This window comes from Streptococcus sp. OMI870, from assembly GCF_047460295.1.
Taxonomy (GTDB): Bacteria; Bacillota; Bacilli; order Lactobacillales; family Streptococcaceae; genus Streptococcus.
Map to the genome: position 1 here is coordinate 248426 of NZ_JASHGM010000002.1, position 16072 is coordinate 264497.

The 16072-nt window shown below is 41.8% G+C and carries 11 protein-coding genes and 1 pseudogene; 2 read left to right on the plus strand and 10 right to left on the minus strand.

What is annotated here, in order from left to right; genetic code table 11:
- Positions 1-8 precede the first annotated feature (8 nt).
- The 3 genes from hemH to QM968_RS05265 form a co-directional block, all read right to left on the minus strand.
- Entirely contained in the window at positions 9-1103 is a 1095-nt protein-coding gene (gene hemH, locus QM968_RS05255) for a ferrochelatase (protein WP_414382785.1), read from the minus strand.
- A 321-nt stretch (positions 1104-1424) separates the two neighbouring features.
- Positions 1425-3950, minus strand: a complete 2526-nt coding sequence (locus tag QM968_RS05260; RefSeq protein WP_414382788.1) for an ATP-binding cassette domain-containing protein — start codon at positions 3948-3950, stop codon at positions 1425-1427.
- A gap of 111 nt (positions 3951-4061) precedes the next feature.
- Positions 4062-4976, minus strand: a complete 915-nt coding sequence (locus QM968_RS05265; RefSeq protein WP_414382790.1) for a cation diffusion facilitator family transporter — start codon at positions 4974-4976, stop codon at positions 4062-4064.
- Between the two features lie 132 nt (positions 4977-5108).
- On the opposite strand from QM968_RS05265, the gene QM968_RS05270 reads away from it, so the two are divergent.
- Both QM968_RS05270 and QM968_RS05275 read left to right on the plus strand, forming a co-directional pair.
- Positions 5109-5648, plus strand: coding sequence for a TetR/AcrR family transcriptional regulator (locus QM968_RS05270; RefSeq protein ID WP_232198426.1), 540 nt, complete (start codon positions 5109-5111; stop codon positions 5646-5648).
- Between the two features lie 38 nt (positions 5649-5686).
- A complete protein-coding gene (locus QM968_RS05275; protein WP_009731631.1) occupies positions 5687-6019 on the plus strand; it encodes a hypothetical protein in 333 nt (110 codons plus the stop codon).
- Between the two features lie 63 nt (positions 6020-6082).
- On the opposite strand, the gene QM968_RS05280 is transcribed toward QM968_RS05275, so the two are convergent.
- The 7 genes and pseudogenes from QM968_RS05280 to QM968_RS05310 all read right to left on the minus strand — a co-directional run bounded on the left by QM968_RS05280 (position 6083) and on the right by QM968_RS05310 (position 15809).
- Positions 6083-6955: an SDR family NAD(P)-dependent oxidoreductase gene (locus tag QM968_RS05280; RefSeq protein ID WP_414326039.1), complete on the minus strand. Its 873-nt coding sequence runs from the start codon at positions 6953-6955 to the stop codon at positions 6083-6085.
- Between the two features lies 1 nt (position 6956).
- Positions 6957-7793: an alpha/beta fold hydrolase gene (locus QM968_RS05285; protein ID WP_414382792.1), complete on the minus strand. Its 837-nt coding sequence runs from the start codon at positions 7791-7793 to the stop codon at positions 6957-6959.
- A 13-nt stretch (positions 7794-7806) separates the two neighbouring features.
- Entirely contained in the window at positions 7807-8811 is a 1005-nt protein-coding gene (locus QM968_RS05290; RefSeq protein WP_009731634.1) for an NADP-dependent oxidoreductase, read from the minus strand.
- A 77-nt stretch (positions 8812-8888) separates the two neighbouring features.
- Positions 8889-9320 (minus strand): Rrf2 family transcriptional regulator, encoded by a 432-nt coding sequence (locus QM968_RS05295; protein ID WP_009731635.1) that lies wholly within the window; start codon positions 9318-9320, stop codon positions 8889-8891.
- A 95-nt stretch (positions 9321-9415) separates the two neighbouring features.
- Entirely contained in the window at positions 9416-10354 is a 939-nt protein-coding gene (locus QM968_RS05300) for an AEC family transporter (protein ID WP_414382796.1), read from the minus strand.
- Between the two features lie 129 nt (positions 10355-10483).
- A pseudogene (gene pnuC / locus QM968_RS05305) lies at positions 10484-10897 on the minus strand (nicotinamide riboside transporter PnuC); the annotation flags it as partial.
- 79 nt (positions 10898-10976) lie between these two features.
- Complete coding sequence (locus QM968_RS05310) at positions 10977-15809, minus strand: Cna B-type domain-containing protein (protein WP_414382799.1); 4833 nt, start codon at positions 15807-15809, stop codon at positions 10977-10979.
- Positions 15810-16072: the final 263 nt, after the last annotated feature.

A 16072-nucleotide genomic window follows, 5' to 3' on the forward strand; every position in this document is an offset into this window, starting at 1 on the left:
TCCGTCATTTAATCATATTTTTTCCCATACTTCTTTTCTAGCATTTTCTTAATCAGATAGGGCATTTTGACATTTTCGCGGCCTTTCTTATCAATCAATTTTCTGACAAAATCGGGCATTTGAATATCTTTTTCTACTTCCAAAATCTGACCTGTACTTGAAGGAGCTTCCAACTCATCAAAAGTCTCTAGCTGAGGTTGATAGTCACTATAGTCACCATCTATATGAGACTGAATGGTTGACAGAAGGGCTTTAATCAGTCGTGAATCGCTATTTGGCATAGGAGGTCGGTGATAAGCCACTCCGAGCTCCTGGCATAGCTCCTTACACTCCACATCATTATCAAAAAGAACTTCAATATGCTCACTAATAAAGGCAATCGGAACAAAAATATAGTGGTCAGGGTGTTCCTTCTCATCATGAAGGTATTCTAAGACATCAGGCTTAATCCAAGGAATACCTATATCACTCTCACTCTGCCAAGTATTGGTGTACTGATCCTCTTCAAGCCCTAAAATCTCTGCAATCATGCGACTATTGTCATAAATCTGATCGATATAAGGATCACCAAAATCAAGTGCCAAAACTGGGACACTATGAGCTGAAAAAATCACCTTATAACTGTCGTCTCCAATCTGATCTAAAATCTTTTGGATTTCATCAGCCCAATAGTGGAGTAGGTCAGGTTCGCGGTACCAATCCTTGATAATTTGGAACCTAATCTGCTCACTTTCTAAAAATTTCTCATATCCCATGACAGAATAGTAGGAATAATGAGGCTCTAAAATCAAGCACAAACATTCTTCAATTCCGTCATTCTCCATCTCTTTGATTACATCAGTGATAAAAGGGCGGGAAAATTTGTTGGCAAAGTAAACCGACGCTTGATTTCCAAGAGCAGTAGCAACCATGTCCACTTCTTCTCTAGTTATCCTTTGGAGTGGGGTTCCACCGATTCGGACGTAATTGTCATATAAAGTCTGAATTTCATGTGGTTCAGGACGAACCCCACGGCGTATATTTGTGAAAAATTCCGCTACTCCTTCATAGGTAATCTCTTCTGGTGAACCAAAAGTCATCATCAACACAGCTCTTTTACTCATAACTGCTCCTTACTATATACTTTCCACTATTTTACCATGAAAAGGATTTCTTTAGGAAGCTCTTTTATAAATCATTTGGAAGAAGCAACTAATTTTCTAGGTAAATACACAAGCTATTAAAAGAAATCATTCAAAGAAAGTGGAACAAATATCTTTTTTATGTCCAATCCGATACTGTATTATTCTTTGAAAACAACATCTATTTGAAATGACCATCTTTCATGTAAGGAGAGAAGGTTTGAATCTCTTTCTAAGAATTTCTACACAATAGAAAAAGTGGATAAAGAAACATTCTTCTATCCACTTTATCGTTTACAGCTTTTATTCGCTACGTAAAGATTCCACTGGGTCTTTCTTTGCGGCGATGCGTGAAGGGATGAGACCAGCTAACATGGTAAGGACAATGGAGATACCGATCAGGATGAGCGCTGCTTCCCATGGTAACTGCGCTACGTTTTCCACGTTAGTCATTTTCGCAACGACGGCATTGATTGGAAGTGTTGCAAGGAGTGTAATTCCGATACCGAGCACTCCGGAAATAAATCCTTCGATGGCTGTTTCGGCCGTGAAGATACGACGGATGTCTTTCTTCGAAGCCCCCATTGCACGTAAGATTCCGATTTCTTTTGTACGTTCGAGAACCGAGATGTAGGTGATAATCGCAATCATAATCGATGATACGATGAGCGAGATGGCTACGAAACCAACGAGTACGGTTGTAATCACGCCCACCATTGTCGTAATCGAAGACATGATGGTTTGAATATCGTCGGAGTAGGCGAGCACTTTGTCGTCTTCGCCAGCGTCTTTTTTCGCCGTGTTATAAGCGTTGATGAAGTCCTTCAACTCTTGTTTTTGTTGGAAGGAAGAGGTGTAGAACTCGATGGCAGCCGGTTTGGATTTGTCGATGACACCCAATTTCGCGAGGTTTTCCTCGTAAGTGGCAGCCGAGTTTTCGTTGTATTGTTGGATGTATTGCGCTTGTTGTTCAGGCGTCAATTTGACCAACTGGATTTTTTCTTCTTCGGTTAAATCAGCCGAATTGAATGGTTTTGGATCTTTGGCAAATTCTTTTCCAGTAAATACATTGATAGTTGGGTTGGCTTCTTGTTCCTTCACGATGTCACTGTTTTGAATTTGTTCAGAAGTGTCATCGATAAGGGCGCTTGTATAAGCTACCCCACCAGAAGGAGAGTTCACCCCAGAACTGGTGCCTTCTTTTTGACGAAGAACGCCGACAATTTTAAGCTCGAGGCCATTCTCGATTTGCGTCTTCATATAGGCTTCGTCGTTAATTTTATTTATCCATTGGTTGTTTTCTTTGACGAAGCGGTTCGTGTTGACAACAGCTTTGAAAGTTTTTCCAATGAAATCCCTATACTGATAGGTTTGGGATTTGAGTTCATCCAGTTTCTTCGCATCGTTTAATTCGCTAGGGTCTTTGATGCGTAAGCTATAAAGGAGGAGGTCACTGATTTGGTTATCTTCATCCACGATCAGGACGATTTCAGATTTATCCTTCGGAAGGCGACCTTCTAGCACATCATATTGCGCCTTAAGCATCTCCTGGTCGCTTGACAGTTGGCTCCAGTAGTCGATGTTTTGCAAATAGCCTTTGATTGTTTGGTTGGCCGTATCGACTTCGTCCGCGAGGTTAGACGGAAGAATGCTCTTTGGACCGTTAGAGGTGTCACTGGCGTAAATATAGGGTTGTAAATTGTACTGGTAACGAATATCTTTTGTAAGGTGTGCGGCTTCTGAAGCGTGTTTATCCAAGTAGGTTTTGAAGGACGCGAGGTCATTTTTCCCTATTTGTTTTTTCAATAGATTCGTTAAAAGCGTATTGACACCGAGTTCGTTTTTATCCCTATAAGGCTTTTCACTCAAGTCTGGAGAGGTTGCCATCAGATTACTCTGGTTCTGCTCGCTAATCGTCAATGGCAAAGAGACAAGAGTGTCTTCTTGCACCTTTTTCACATAATCGCTCACACCATTTGAGAGGGCCAAGATCAGGGCAATCCCGATAATCCCGATGGAACCAGCAAAGGCAGTCAGAAATGTCCGACCTTTCTTCGTCAATAGGTTATTAAACGAAAGGGACAAAGCCGTCAGAAAGCTCATCTTTGTCTTTGTAAACTGAATGTCCCCTTGTTTGGGTTCTTCGGTTGGTTCGTATGGATTCGAGTCGCTTAAGATATTTCCATCTAATACTTGTACGATACGTGTAGAGTAGGTTTTCGCCAGTTCTGGATTATGCGTCACCATGATCACTAGACGTTCTTTGGCGATGTCTTTTAATAACTCCATGATTTGAAGAGAAGTCTCAGAATCGAGCGCTCCTGTTGGCTCATCAGCTAAAACGACTTTAGGATTATTGACAAGAGCACGCGCAATCGCGATTCGCTGCATTTGTCCGCCAGACATTTGGCTTGGTTTCTTATATAAATGATCTTTTAGGCCAACGCGTTCAAGTGCTTCGATGGCACGTTTCTTGCGTTTCGTTTTGGAAACACCAGAGAGTGTCATCGCAATTTCGACGTTTGAGAGTGCCGTTTGGTGACCAATCAGATTATAGGATTGGAAGACGAATCCGATAGTGTGGTTTCTGTAGCTATCCCAATCGCGGTCTTTAAATTGCTTGGTTGATTTTCCTTGGATGAGTAGATCACCCGATGTGTATTGGTCGAGTCCACCGATGATATTTAAGAGGGTGGTTTTCCCTGAACCCGATTGTCCGAGAATCGAGACGAACTCATTTTCACGGAAACGAATCGAGATATCCTTTAAAGCGTAAAACTCTTGATTCCCCGTATAATAAACTTTTGAAATACATTGTAGTTGTAACATATACTCGATCCTTTCATAAATATGAGTAGTCTATCACAATTTGAATTGGGAGTCAATATATTAAATCGATGATTTCTAAAATATCCTCAACAAAGGAATGATCGATGTCCATTAATGATGGTGATGGTGGTGGTGATCATGTCCATGACTTTGACTGGCTTCCAGCTCTTCGATATTTCGCTTGTGGGAGCGGTGAGTTGCTAGGTCTTCATCCACTTCGATGGTGACATTTTGAAAGCCCCTCTCTTTGAGCGATGCACGGATCGCTTCTTTGCAGACTTCCATCTGCTCCATCCGCTTGAGACAAACATGAACAATAGCATTTTTCTCTAGTCCATCCATGGTCCAAAGATTAAGCTGATTGATACTTGAGACATTGTCCAACTGCTCTAAATCACTCTTAACTTGATTGATATCTACCCCTTCTGGCACAGCATCCAGGAAAATCTTGAGCGTGCTCAAAAAACGGGGAATAGCTTTGGACAGAATAAAGAAGGAAATAGCAAGAGACAAGAGGGGATCTAGGATATACCAGTCAGTAAATCGGAGGACAATGGCCATCAAGATGACAGCCAACCAACCTAAGGTATCTTCCAAAAAATGCAGGCTGAGAATGGATTCATTCTTAGTTTGCCCCTTGCGAATAACCAGACTCGCCAGCACATTGACACTGATAGCAATCATTCCCAACCAAAGAAGCCCTTCGTCATTGACGGGCTGAGGGTGGAAAAGCTTGCTTACATTTTCTAAAATCACCATACCAGACCCGGTCATCAGAATGACTGCCGTTACTAAAGCCCCTAATAAGCTAAAACGCTTGTAGCCTAGGGTATAGCGGCTATCTTCTTGACGATTGGAGATCGTTTCTAGAAAGGCCGAGAGGCCAATGGCTAGAGCATCCCCCAAGTCATGGACAGAATCAGCGAGAACAGCACTGGAACCAAAGATTCCCCCTGCAATAAACTCAACAATGGCAAAACTTAGATTCAAGAAAAAAGCCAGCCAAACAGCACGTTTTGAACTCATTTTTTTACCTTCCTTTGGTATAATAGTAATAGTATTATCTTCTCACTAGTATTATCTCTAACTCTAAAAAGAAAGGATAGGGGCAAACTGTTTAGGATGTACGTTACTGAACAATTTGTTCAAAGTGTCCATATGACAACACAGGATCGTCGTATTACCAAAACTAGAAAAGCTATCTATCATGCTTTTTTACACTTACTCAACCAAAAAGACTACGACATTATTACCGTTCAGGAAATTATTGACCGTGCTGATGTGGGGCGTTCAACTTTTTACAGCCATTACGAGAGTAAGGAACTCTTGCTGGATGAACTCTGCCAAAAACTCTTTCACCACCTCTTTGAGCGAGATGATCAGCTCTCTCCCCAAGACTACCTAGCCCATATCTTTCAGCATTTCAAGAAAAACCAAGACCATGTGACCAGTCTCTTGCTTTCCAAAAATGATTATTTTATCCGGCAACTGAAAAAAGAACTGGAGCACGACGTCTACCCCATGGTAGCTGAGAAACTGATTCAATCTCACCCCAACATCCCCCACTCCTATCTCAAACACCTGGTCGTAACCAACTTCATTGAAACCCTCAGCTGGTGGTTGAAAAAAGGCAAGACTTATACCGAACAAGAAGTCATCCAGTTTTATTTGGAGATTTTAAACGTCGCTTCTAACTAAGGTGCGACTTTACATCATGTATCATAGAAAGGAAAACTATGCTCCTCCCCATTCTTCTCGGCTTTTTCACAGCCTTATTTGCCCTTGTTTTTGCTCTTCTTCATTTATTGGTCAGCCTTTCCGAATTAAAAAATGGCAAAAAGACCCTTGGAATTTACCTACTTTTTCTAGGAAGTAGCCTTGCGACCTTCTCTCTCATCCTCTACTTCCTTTTGCCAATTCTTGCTTTATTCATTTGGCTGATCGGAGTTAGCTTGATTTGCTACGGAGCCTATTGGAATGGCAAGCACAAAGAAAACTTCCATCTAGCCCACCATGTCATTCGGATCGGAATTGCTCTGATTCTTACCATTTTATTAGCCCTTATCTAAGAAAAACTCAAGTTTTATCAATGAAAACTTGAGTTTTTTGATAGTTACGAAATCAATAAGGAATTAAAAATCCTGCTTTTCTTTAAACAGTTTAATCTTTTCTTGGCAGTAATCCATCAATTTCTGTGCTTTTTCAAATGAGTAGCCTTTTTCAGATACAGACTTGACTTTCTTTTCATCAAAATAGTAGCCTGTCAAGCCCCTGACTTCCTCTGATAAGGTGAGATAATAGCCTGTTTCGATTCCCTGATCTAGATCTTTCGAGAGAGATTTCATCAGGCGTCCGAAGAGAGACTTTTTCGTCTTTGCATCACTAGAATGATTCCCTAAGTTAGTCGAATTTAAGCCGGGATGGTAGGCATTAATAGTGATATTTGAACCTTTTAAAAAGAAATCTCTTGCTAGATAGCGTGTCATCCAAATGGTATAGAGTTTGGAATTATTATAGGCCAATCCTGGATGATAGTTGTTCTCAAATCCAAAGTCCAAATCCTTGACTTTGGCAAAATGATGCATATAGGAAGAGGTATTAATGACACGGCCATCAGTCGCTTTTTCTAACAAGGGGCTTAGCTCAGTTGTTAATATATAGGGAACGAGAACGGATAACATAAATGTCAACTCGACATTTTCAGCACTCGCTTTTCGGTCTTTTCCTGCATACAGTCCCGCATTGTTAAATAAGACATCGATACGTTGAAAGTCTCGCTTAATTTCCTCTACAAATCGATAAACATCCTCTAATTTTGAAAAATCGGCCAAGTAACCAGACACTCTGCCTCTCAAGGAAACTGCCCGAACCTCTTGAAGCGCCAATTCCAGCTTTTGAGGATTTCGACCATGAAGAATGACCTGATGGCCTTCACTAGCCAGTTTCTTTGCCAAATGTTTACCGATACCGTCAGTAGCACCTGTAATTAGAACGGTTTTGACCATCTTAGTCCTCCAAGAAAGCAATGAGTTCTTTTGAAAACTCCTCTGCATATTGGAAGATCGAACCGTGACCAGCATGTGGATAGATGATGAGTTTACTATCTTTTATTTTCTCATGCATATCATAAGAATTTTCCGTTGGAACCTGCATATCCTTGTCTCCGTTGACGATTAAGGTTGGTTGGGTGATTAATCTTAGGTCGTCTTGAGAATCTTTCCCCCAACGTTTAATAGCTTTGAGTTGAGTCAAGAAACCAGGCACACTCATGTCTTTGTCCGCAAATTCCTTGGTTCGCATTCCCATTCGTCCGAGAACTTTCAAGGCTTCGATTTTTCCTTGTTCATCATGTTTATAGAAGATATAGCGTTTAGGATCGATGCGCTCGAGTCCAGCTTTAAACATATAGTTAAAGGTTTTCCCTGTAACCTTATCGACCTCTTTTCCTCCTCGAGGTCCTGTTCCTGCCAAGATGAGACGGTTGACCAAATCAGGCTTGATTCGGACCATTTCTTGAGCAATCATGCCTCCCATAGAAAGACCAAGGAGATTGATTTTATCGTAACCAAGGGCTTTTACAAAGGCAATTGTCTGCTCAGCCATTCCAGGAATGGTTGGCGCCACTTTGCCTTGACTGGCTCCCACACCAGGAAGGTCGACCACAATCACATGGTGTTTTTCAGCAATCAATTCCAAGAGTTTTGGATCCCAGTTGTCGAGGGTTGCTGCCAAATGGACTAGCATCAGAAGAGGTAGTTTTGATTTGCCTTTGCTGAGTTCGCGATAGGCAATTTGATTTCCTTGGACAGTGATGTATTGATTTTTAGTTGTAAGATATGACATTGTCTTTTCCTTTTTATTTCTTAAAGCTGAGGACTGTTTTTCCACGTGAGCGCCCATTAGCTACCTTGTCTAAGGCGCTATTCACCTCTTCAAATGGATAGACTGTATCGATAGAGGGCTTGATTTCGAGTTTGCTAAAGAGGTCAGCTACCTCTTGTAATTGAGCACCATTGCTTTCTACAAAGATAAAATGGTAGTGAACGCCGTATTTGTCAGCCATCTTATCAAATTTGCGACCGGCTAATCCAAGAATCATCTGTTTCCATTTTGGCAGGTTCATGCGTTTGGCAAAGTCACCATTTGGCATAGCACGGAGGGAAACAAGCTGACCACCTTTTTTCATGATAGACATTTGTTTTTCAGTCTCAGCGCCACCAAGGGTATCGAGGACATAATCAACCTGGCTAACAGTTTTTGCATAATCCTCTGTTTTGTAATCGATAAAGCGGTCTGCTCCTAGCTTCAAAACTCGCTCAGCACTATCTCCAGCCCCATTGGTAATGACTGTCAAGCCCTTGGCCTTGGCAATTGGAATGGCCATTCCACCGACACCTCCAGTACCACCAGAGATAAAGATAGTTTTCCCAGCTTGAGCTCCCATGAGTTCTAAGGCTTGCATAATGGTTAAGGCAGTCAAAGGCACAGCAGCGGCTTCCTCGTCAGACAAATAGTCTGGAACCTTGGCTAGAGCCTGATTATCGACGGCTACGTACTCTGCAAAGGCACCAATATGATCAAGTGGTAAACGTCCAAAAACTCGGTCTCCAACTTTGAGATTTTTGACTTGTCTACCGGTCTCTTCAATGATACCGACCACTTCATTTCCAGCAGTTTGTGGGAGTTTGTAAGGGACGATCATCTTGACTTCTCCTCGGGAAATCATATTATCCAGAGGATTAACACCAGCAGCGGTAACTTTGACCAAAACTTCTTTGTCTGTGATACTTGGTGTAGCGATTTCTGTGATGTTCAGTGTGATATTCTTTTTGTTGTATGATGTATGTTGTGCGGCTTTCATTGTCTTCTCTTTTCTATTTTTTGTTGTATCTGATTAAGATACAAGTTTAGTCTTTTTAAAACTGATCTGCATGCAAATCAGTTTCGTTTTTGTTTGGCTTCTTTATAAAGATTGTTAATGACTTCTTCTAAGGTTTGCTGGGCTAATTCCTTCTCAAGTTGAGCTTCAGCGCTAGTAAATAGTGGCGAAACGGCAGCCTGGATATGTTTTCCAACGGGACAATCGGGATTGCTATTTTGGTGAACAGGAAATAAGCTGATGTGGCTGACTTCTTGTGTCGCAAAATAAATGTTAAGTAAGTTCACTTCCTTTGGGGACTTACTGAGTTGATAGCCTGTTTTTCCTTGATGAGACTGGATTAGTCCAGCATTTTTCAATAAGGCAATCACCTTACGAATATAACTAGCGTTAGTCCCAACGCTCTCAGCCAGAGCTTGTGAACTTAGGTTTTCCTTACTCTCACTAATCATGGTTAGGATGTGCAAGGCTACTGAAAATTTCGTATCCATATAAACTCCTTTAGATAACTTGTATCTAATGCAAGAACAAGTATAACACAAATAAAAAGAAAAGCAAGACTTTTGCTTCACTTTTTTTAAAACGATCAAGCCATCAACACCATGAGTATCGGAATGACCACCATGGTAGCAAGGGTCGTCTCTGTCACCATGACCGCTGCGTAATCACTATCAGCTCCGTAGAGTCTGGCAACGACCGGGGCATTGGTCATCACTGGCATAGCGGACTGGATGATAAAGACTTGCTTCATCAAGCTTGGAAGAGGGGCCCAGTAAACAATGGTCGCCATTAGGAGTGGAGCAACCACGAAGCGTCCTAGTAGAATGAGGAGCTGATCTTTTCCAAGCACCAACTGCTTCACGCCTACATGAGATACCGACAAACCGATGAAAATCATGGATAAGGGGGTTGTTAAATTGCCCAGATACTGCAAATCACTGGCTAGAAATGCAGGGAGCTTTATCTGCAGCATCACCATGACTAGTCCCAAGATGAAGCCCATCAGAGGAGGTGAAAAGACTTTTTTCATACTCGTTTTGAGATCAAACTGAGCTTCTCCCTCACCATCTCGCTGGATCAGGTAGGTCCCCAAGGTCCAGAAAAAGGTCGTATTACACATGTAATAGATCAAAACATAAGGAATACTAGCATCCCCGAAGAGGGCTTGGTTAATGGGGAGCCCCACAAAAATCGTATTGGAGTTAAAGAACATGGAAATAAAGAGGCCACGGCGGTCCTGTCTCACTGCAAAGATCCTGGCTACTGCTGTCGCTATTCCAAGCAAAACGACCATAGAAAGGGCAGGAAACCGCAATGCTGGCAACATTTTTAGGAGGTCAGCCGCTGTAAAACGCTGTGTAATGGTATAAAGCATATAACAGGGCAGAGCGATTTGAGTAACTAATTTTGCGATCAAGCCACGTGACTTGTCATCAAACCAGCCTTTTTCACCTATGACAAAGCCCACTAATATCATCCCCAGAATGACCAGGATCCCCGATATGCTCTTAAGAAAGATATCCATGTTCTCTCCTTTTCTTTTTATAAATTTGAACTAGAAAACCCATTATTTTCAAGTCCCAAAAACTACTCTAGTATATCACAAAAAGAGGTGGCGCAAAATGCCCAACCTCTTGTATTTTATTGATTGTTACTAGTAGCCTTTCTTGGCCGCCTTCGTCCATTGGTACCAACCAACCAGACTATTGATCAAGTAAATAAAGTATTTCCCTTGAATTTGAAGGCTTTTTCCCCACCAAAGATAGATGGAGAATACATTGGTAGCCGCCCAGAAAATCCACTGTTCGCGGTAGACAGCCGTCATCAAGAGTTGGCCGACACCATTGGTCGCATCTGTAACGGAATCCCGGAAAGGCCGATTGGCTCCAACTGATTGGTAAATATAGCCAAATACCAGCCACCAAATGGCACTGATCGACAAGTACTTGGTCCAGCCTACCGCATCCAGCTTACGAGCAACAAACTCTTGCTCTTCCTTTTTGAACTGGGCTTGGTAGATCCAAACAAAGAAACCAATAGGTTGCATGACGGTAAAGTATAGGGTTGTCCCCCCATCATCCGATCATTTAAGGCCAGAAGAACAAAAACAAACACCATTTCTGGTGTTTGCTTCATTTTAGACTAGCTTATTTTTTCTTTTTCTTCAAAATATAAGCAGCGATACTTGCCAAGACAAAGGCTAAGACAAGACTAATGATAGAGATCGTCGTACCCGTATTTGGTAAGAATCCTAAGATTTTGCCTGGTTTCTTCGGCTCTGGTTGGCTTGGTTTTTTAGGTTCGGGTTGACCCGGTTTCTTTGGTTCAGATGAACTTGGCGGAGTCGGTTGTTTCGGATTTTCTTTTGGAACATGCTTGTTTGTAATCACCACATTTCCTTTTTCATCCTCAACCTTACTTGCTTCATAGCCTTTTGGAAGATCTACTTCTTCCACACGATAGCTGATCGCTTGGCCAGCTTTCTTTTCAGCTAATTTGCTAAAGGTATGAGTCCATTTATTGTCCGCTGACAATTCAACCGGCTCTCCTACTTTTTCATCATTTGCATACAATTGAACCTGAATGGATTTTGGACGGAGGCCATCTTGGTCATTGGCATCATCCCATTTCTTAGTGACTTTCATCTCTGTAAGAGCTGGTTCATGCGTGTTTGTCAAGACAACATTCGCCTTGTCCTTATCATTTACCGTCACCTTGTAACCATCTGGGACAGTAACTTCTTTAACGGTATAAGTAATGGCTTTTCCAGTTGCCTTGGCATCAAGGTTTTCAAATGCACCTTTCCAATCATTCGCTGCAGAAAGTTCTAATACTTGGTCAGTAGGAACGCCATCTTTGTACAATTGAACTTGAATGCTAGCTGGGCGTAGACCATCTTGGTTATCAGCATCTTCCCACTTCTTGCTCACTTCTACCTTGGTCTTTTCTGGAGCGTGCGTATTGGTCACGACTACTTGGCCTGGATTCGTTGCTTCGACTGCTTGGGTGTAGCCTTCTGGGACATCGATTTCTTTGACGGTATAGTTGATAACTTGGCCAGCTTTCTTCTCGTCTAGGTTTGAGAAGGTATGGGTCCATTTGTTATCTGCTGACAATTCAACAGCTTGACCAACTTTTTCATCCCCAGCATACAATTGAACCTTAATCGTTTTTGGACGGAGGCCATCTTGGTTATTGGCATCTTCCCAGTTTTTGGTAACGGTGAGGCTTGTCTTACCAGGTTTGTAGCTATTGGTGATCGTTGTTCCATCAATCTTAGTGGTGTAATTATCCACCTTGTCTTCTGTCACTGTGTAGACAACTTTTTGGCCATCTTTGTAGACTGGTAGGTCTGTGAAAGTATGCGTCCATTCATTTCCTTGACCAGCAAGATCGATTGATTGCACTTCTTTTCCATTGGCTAAGAGGTGAACTTTGATAGTTGTAGGACGAAGACCATCTTGATTATCGGCATCATCCCAGACTTTCTTGACGGTAACTGTCGTTGTCTCAGGAGTGCGTTTATTGGTGATGGTTGCTTTTCCATCAGTAAAGCTGGCTTCTTCTGTATCGGCCGTATAATGAGTCGGAACTTTCACTTCTTTGATAGTGTAGGTGATGAGCTTGCCATCACTGTCTTTATCTGGAAGGTTCGTAAAGTGAGCTTTCCAGTCTGTTGCAGCTGAGACCGTGACTGGTTTTCCTTGCGCTTTTCCATTCTTGTAGAGTTGGAATTCCACACTTTCTGGGCGAAGCCCTTCTTGGTTGTCTTGGTCATCCCAAACTTTTGAAGCTTCAAGATCAATATACTTGATATCTGCTTCATTCGCGATTTCTAAAGGAAGAGCTTTTGAGCCAACAGCTTTTCCATCCACCGTGACGTGGTAGATTTGCTTGTCTGCATCATAGGTCACAACCACTGCATGTTCTGTTTCATCCAACTTGTAATTTTCAGGTGCTTTGGTTTCTTTGAGCGTATAGTTTCCTTCTGTTAAGGTGTTAAAGGAAAGTTCTCCATTCTTATCAGAAGTTGCCGTCGCAACAACAGCTCCATTTGCATCTGTTAAGGTAAATTCAGCACCTTCAAGGACTTTCTTCGGATTGTCCTTATCCACTTTCTTGACTTGGAAAGCAGCTGAGAAGATTTGTGCGGATACGGTATTCGATTCACGGTTTCCTTCGTGGCCTTTGGCCTTGTAACCAAATTGGTTATGGGCTTGGACTACACCTGAACGACCACCGTTGTCTTCATTATCTTTGGTGCGTTTTTGCATCAAGTCTTTGACGTCTTTGGTCAACTCCGTTGGATTAACAACTGGGACACCAAAGTTTGCTTCGCTACGTGCTGGGATCGTCGTTCCTTTATCCGCCACAAACTTGATACCCGTCACTTGACTGTAATCTGCTACAGCTGTCGTCCAGATATCCTTATCTGCTGCCTGCTCCATAGTGTCACTTGTGACGCTAGAGTCTGTCGTGTAGTAGACTGTCCAGCCTTCAGGGGCAGATACAGGTCCACGGAGGCTAACCGTATATTCAGTCAAACGATTTGAACCATCTAGGGTATTGACATCGTGTACTTTTGGTAGGGCATCGTAAACAACTCCGTCTTCGACTGGCTTATCTGTATTGTTTTTAATGGTGATCTTGTAGTTAAAGGTTTCACCAGGTTTGAAGGTACGAGTAACAGTAGATGCATCGGATAGATCATCATTTTTAGCGATGTATTTGCGGGCATAAATCCCTTCTGCTGCGACAATCGTATAATTTGATTGAGCATAAGGAATCTTATCGGTTGTTGATCCATTACCGTTTAAGTCATAGACGTCTTCGGTAACTCGATCAGGGTTGGCATTTTCAAGATCGTGGATTCCGTCTCCTGCGACATAAAGCTTATTGGTAAAAGTTCCACCATCATCTTTCCCTTTTAGTTTTGCATAGATGAATGGCAGACGAACTTGACCATTTTTTTCAAGAGAAGCTTTAATAAACTTTTTCTGGTCAAAATGCATCACAATAGCCGTGCGACCAGAGTTGCGATAGTTTTCAACGACATCGTAGCTCTTGAAAGAGTTCATACCGTTCTCGCTAGAAGCAAGGGAACGATTTAAATTTTTAAAATCGACATCCAAAGTATTGGGATCATAAAGATCGATCACCCGAAGATCACCATAATTCTTATCAGGATCAAGAATAACTTTCGTTGCTCCCAGACTGAAACGAATAGTGTTGCCATCTGTGTATTGAACGTCGTTGTATTCCGTCGTTTTGGCAATTTCAAAGCTTTCCTTCATAGGAATCAGCTTAAAGCTCCAATCTGCCGACTGATCTTTGGCAACGTTTGACTGTGTTTTATAAGTCACACGACCTGTATTCTTGTAGACATTTTGGGTTGCATCATTTTCATCGTAACGCGTCTTTTCAGGATCCTTGAAGCTTGTATAGCTATGGAGGCGAATTCCCTGACCAGATTGAAGGACAAAATCATCCTTCATTTCCATCCGCCAGCCCACAACCGTTCCATACTTGGTCAAATCAATCAGACCATTTCCATCTTTATCTGCTTCTGACTGGATTTCTTTGGTGCTACCATCTTCCATGGTCAGGATAATTCGTTTGACAATGGTATGGATTTGCTTCCCAATACCATAGCCTCCTTCCATCAGACGAGTATAATCGATCTTAGTAAACTTCAAGCGAGGGTCCACAGCCTCATCGTAAAAAACAAAATTCTTCTGAGGTGCAGGGGTATTGTTTTCGAAATTTAAAAGCCATTTATAATTAGCAGCCTTGTATTCGGTTGAGTCATAAACATCCCCATCTGCCCGTTTAGCAAAGCTTCCAGCACCTTCAAGGTCACGTGAAGTCAAACGGAAAATAAGGGAATCTTCCGCTGTAATATCTGGTTCTCCCTCTCCACGGTTGTCAGGAATTCCTACGATGCTACCAGTATTGGTCAAATCCTTACTAAGAACGTCCTTGAGGGTTTGGTCTTTTTCTAAGACCAAATCAGGGAATTTCAAGTAGAGGTAACTTGTATCCTTGATTTTGGTCATAAATTCTTGGTGATAAGCTGCTGGATTGTTGTTTGCATCCGCCTTGAAAGTCTTCGTAACGGTACCATCTCCATTGTCTACCCAGCCTTCAGACTTGGTTGTATCAAGAACAGCTGTGCGAGTCTTCCCACTCTTATCTGTATAGGTTGGTAACTTATCAGTGATCGTTGCTGATTCTAACTGACGGTATTGACCACCGTATTGACCACGCATTCCGTCCAATTGGAAGGCAAATGGGACAGAAGTTGGTGTTTCAATATAGTTCTTACCATCCGCACCTTTGACAATACCTGGCATTGCTTCCGCATAGTCCTTAGACATGGCTTCGTTCAAGTTTTGGTTGATGTACTTAGTGAAACGATAATCGTTGTACTTAGGCTTCCAAATGATATCATTGAGCGCTGTTTCTTGCCCATTTATGTTCAGGGTCCCCGTAATATCTAATGAATAATTTGTTGGTGCATAACCAATATTAAATTTTCCAATAAATGGCAGAGTTAGGACTTCTGACTTTTGGTAATTGTTAAAGTGAAGGGTGACTTGATAATCATCTCCAACTTTTGTAACCGTTGGTTTATCATGCTCTGAAGCACTATTGAAGTCAGGAATACTAACTTCTCGTAGGTACTTCCCAGGGACATTCAAGGTAACCGTTACCTCATTAATATCCGTTGTCAAATTCTTAGGGGTAATCTGGATATAGCCAGACATGGTGTCACCTGTATAATAGGACATGCCACTTGGATGGTCTTGTTTGTCCCCATATAAGAGAGTGACATCCAGAGCCCCACTATCTCCGACCGCTAGCTCGTTCGCAAAAGCTGTAATAGCTCCTTGTCCAATCTGGCCTAGCATCATGAGAATCGTTAAAATGGCAAAACCTTTTTTCAAAAAGTTTTTCCATAATAAACTAAGCTTTTTCATGTTTTATCTCCTTTACTTTTGTTAGCCTTCCAAAAAGGCGCTCCCTTTAATTTTATCAATTATTTTTTAGAATATCTATTTCTTTTCAAATTAAATAATAAATATTTAATAATATAGACATTGTTTGCACTAATGTCTATATTATAAGTCACTATCTGGTAATGATTGCCCCTTCCTTCTATCCAAGGGCAATCAAATAAAACATCTATAAATGAGGTAGGGCAGGCCTAACAATCCTTATTCCCCCTTAATTTGTCCATACA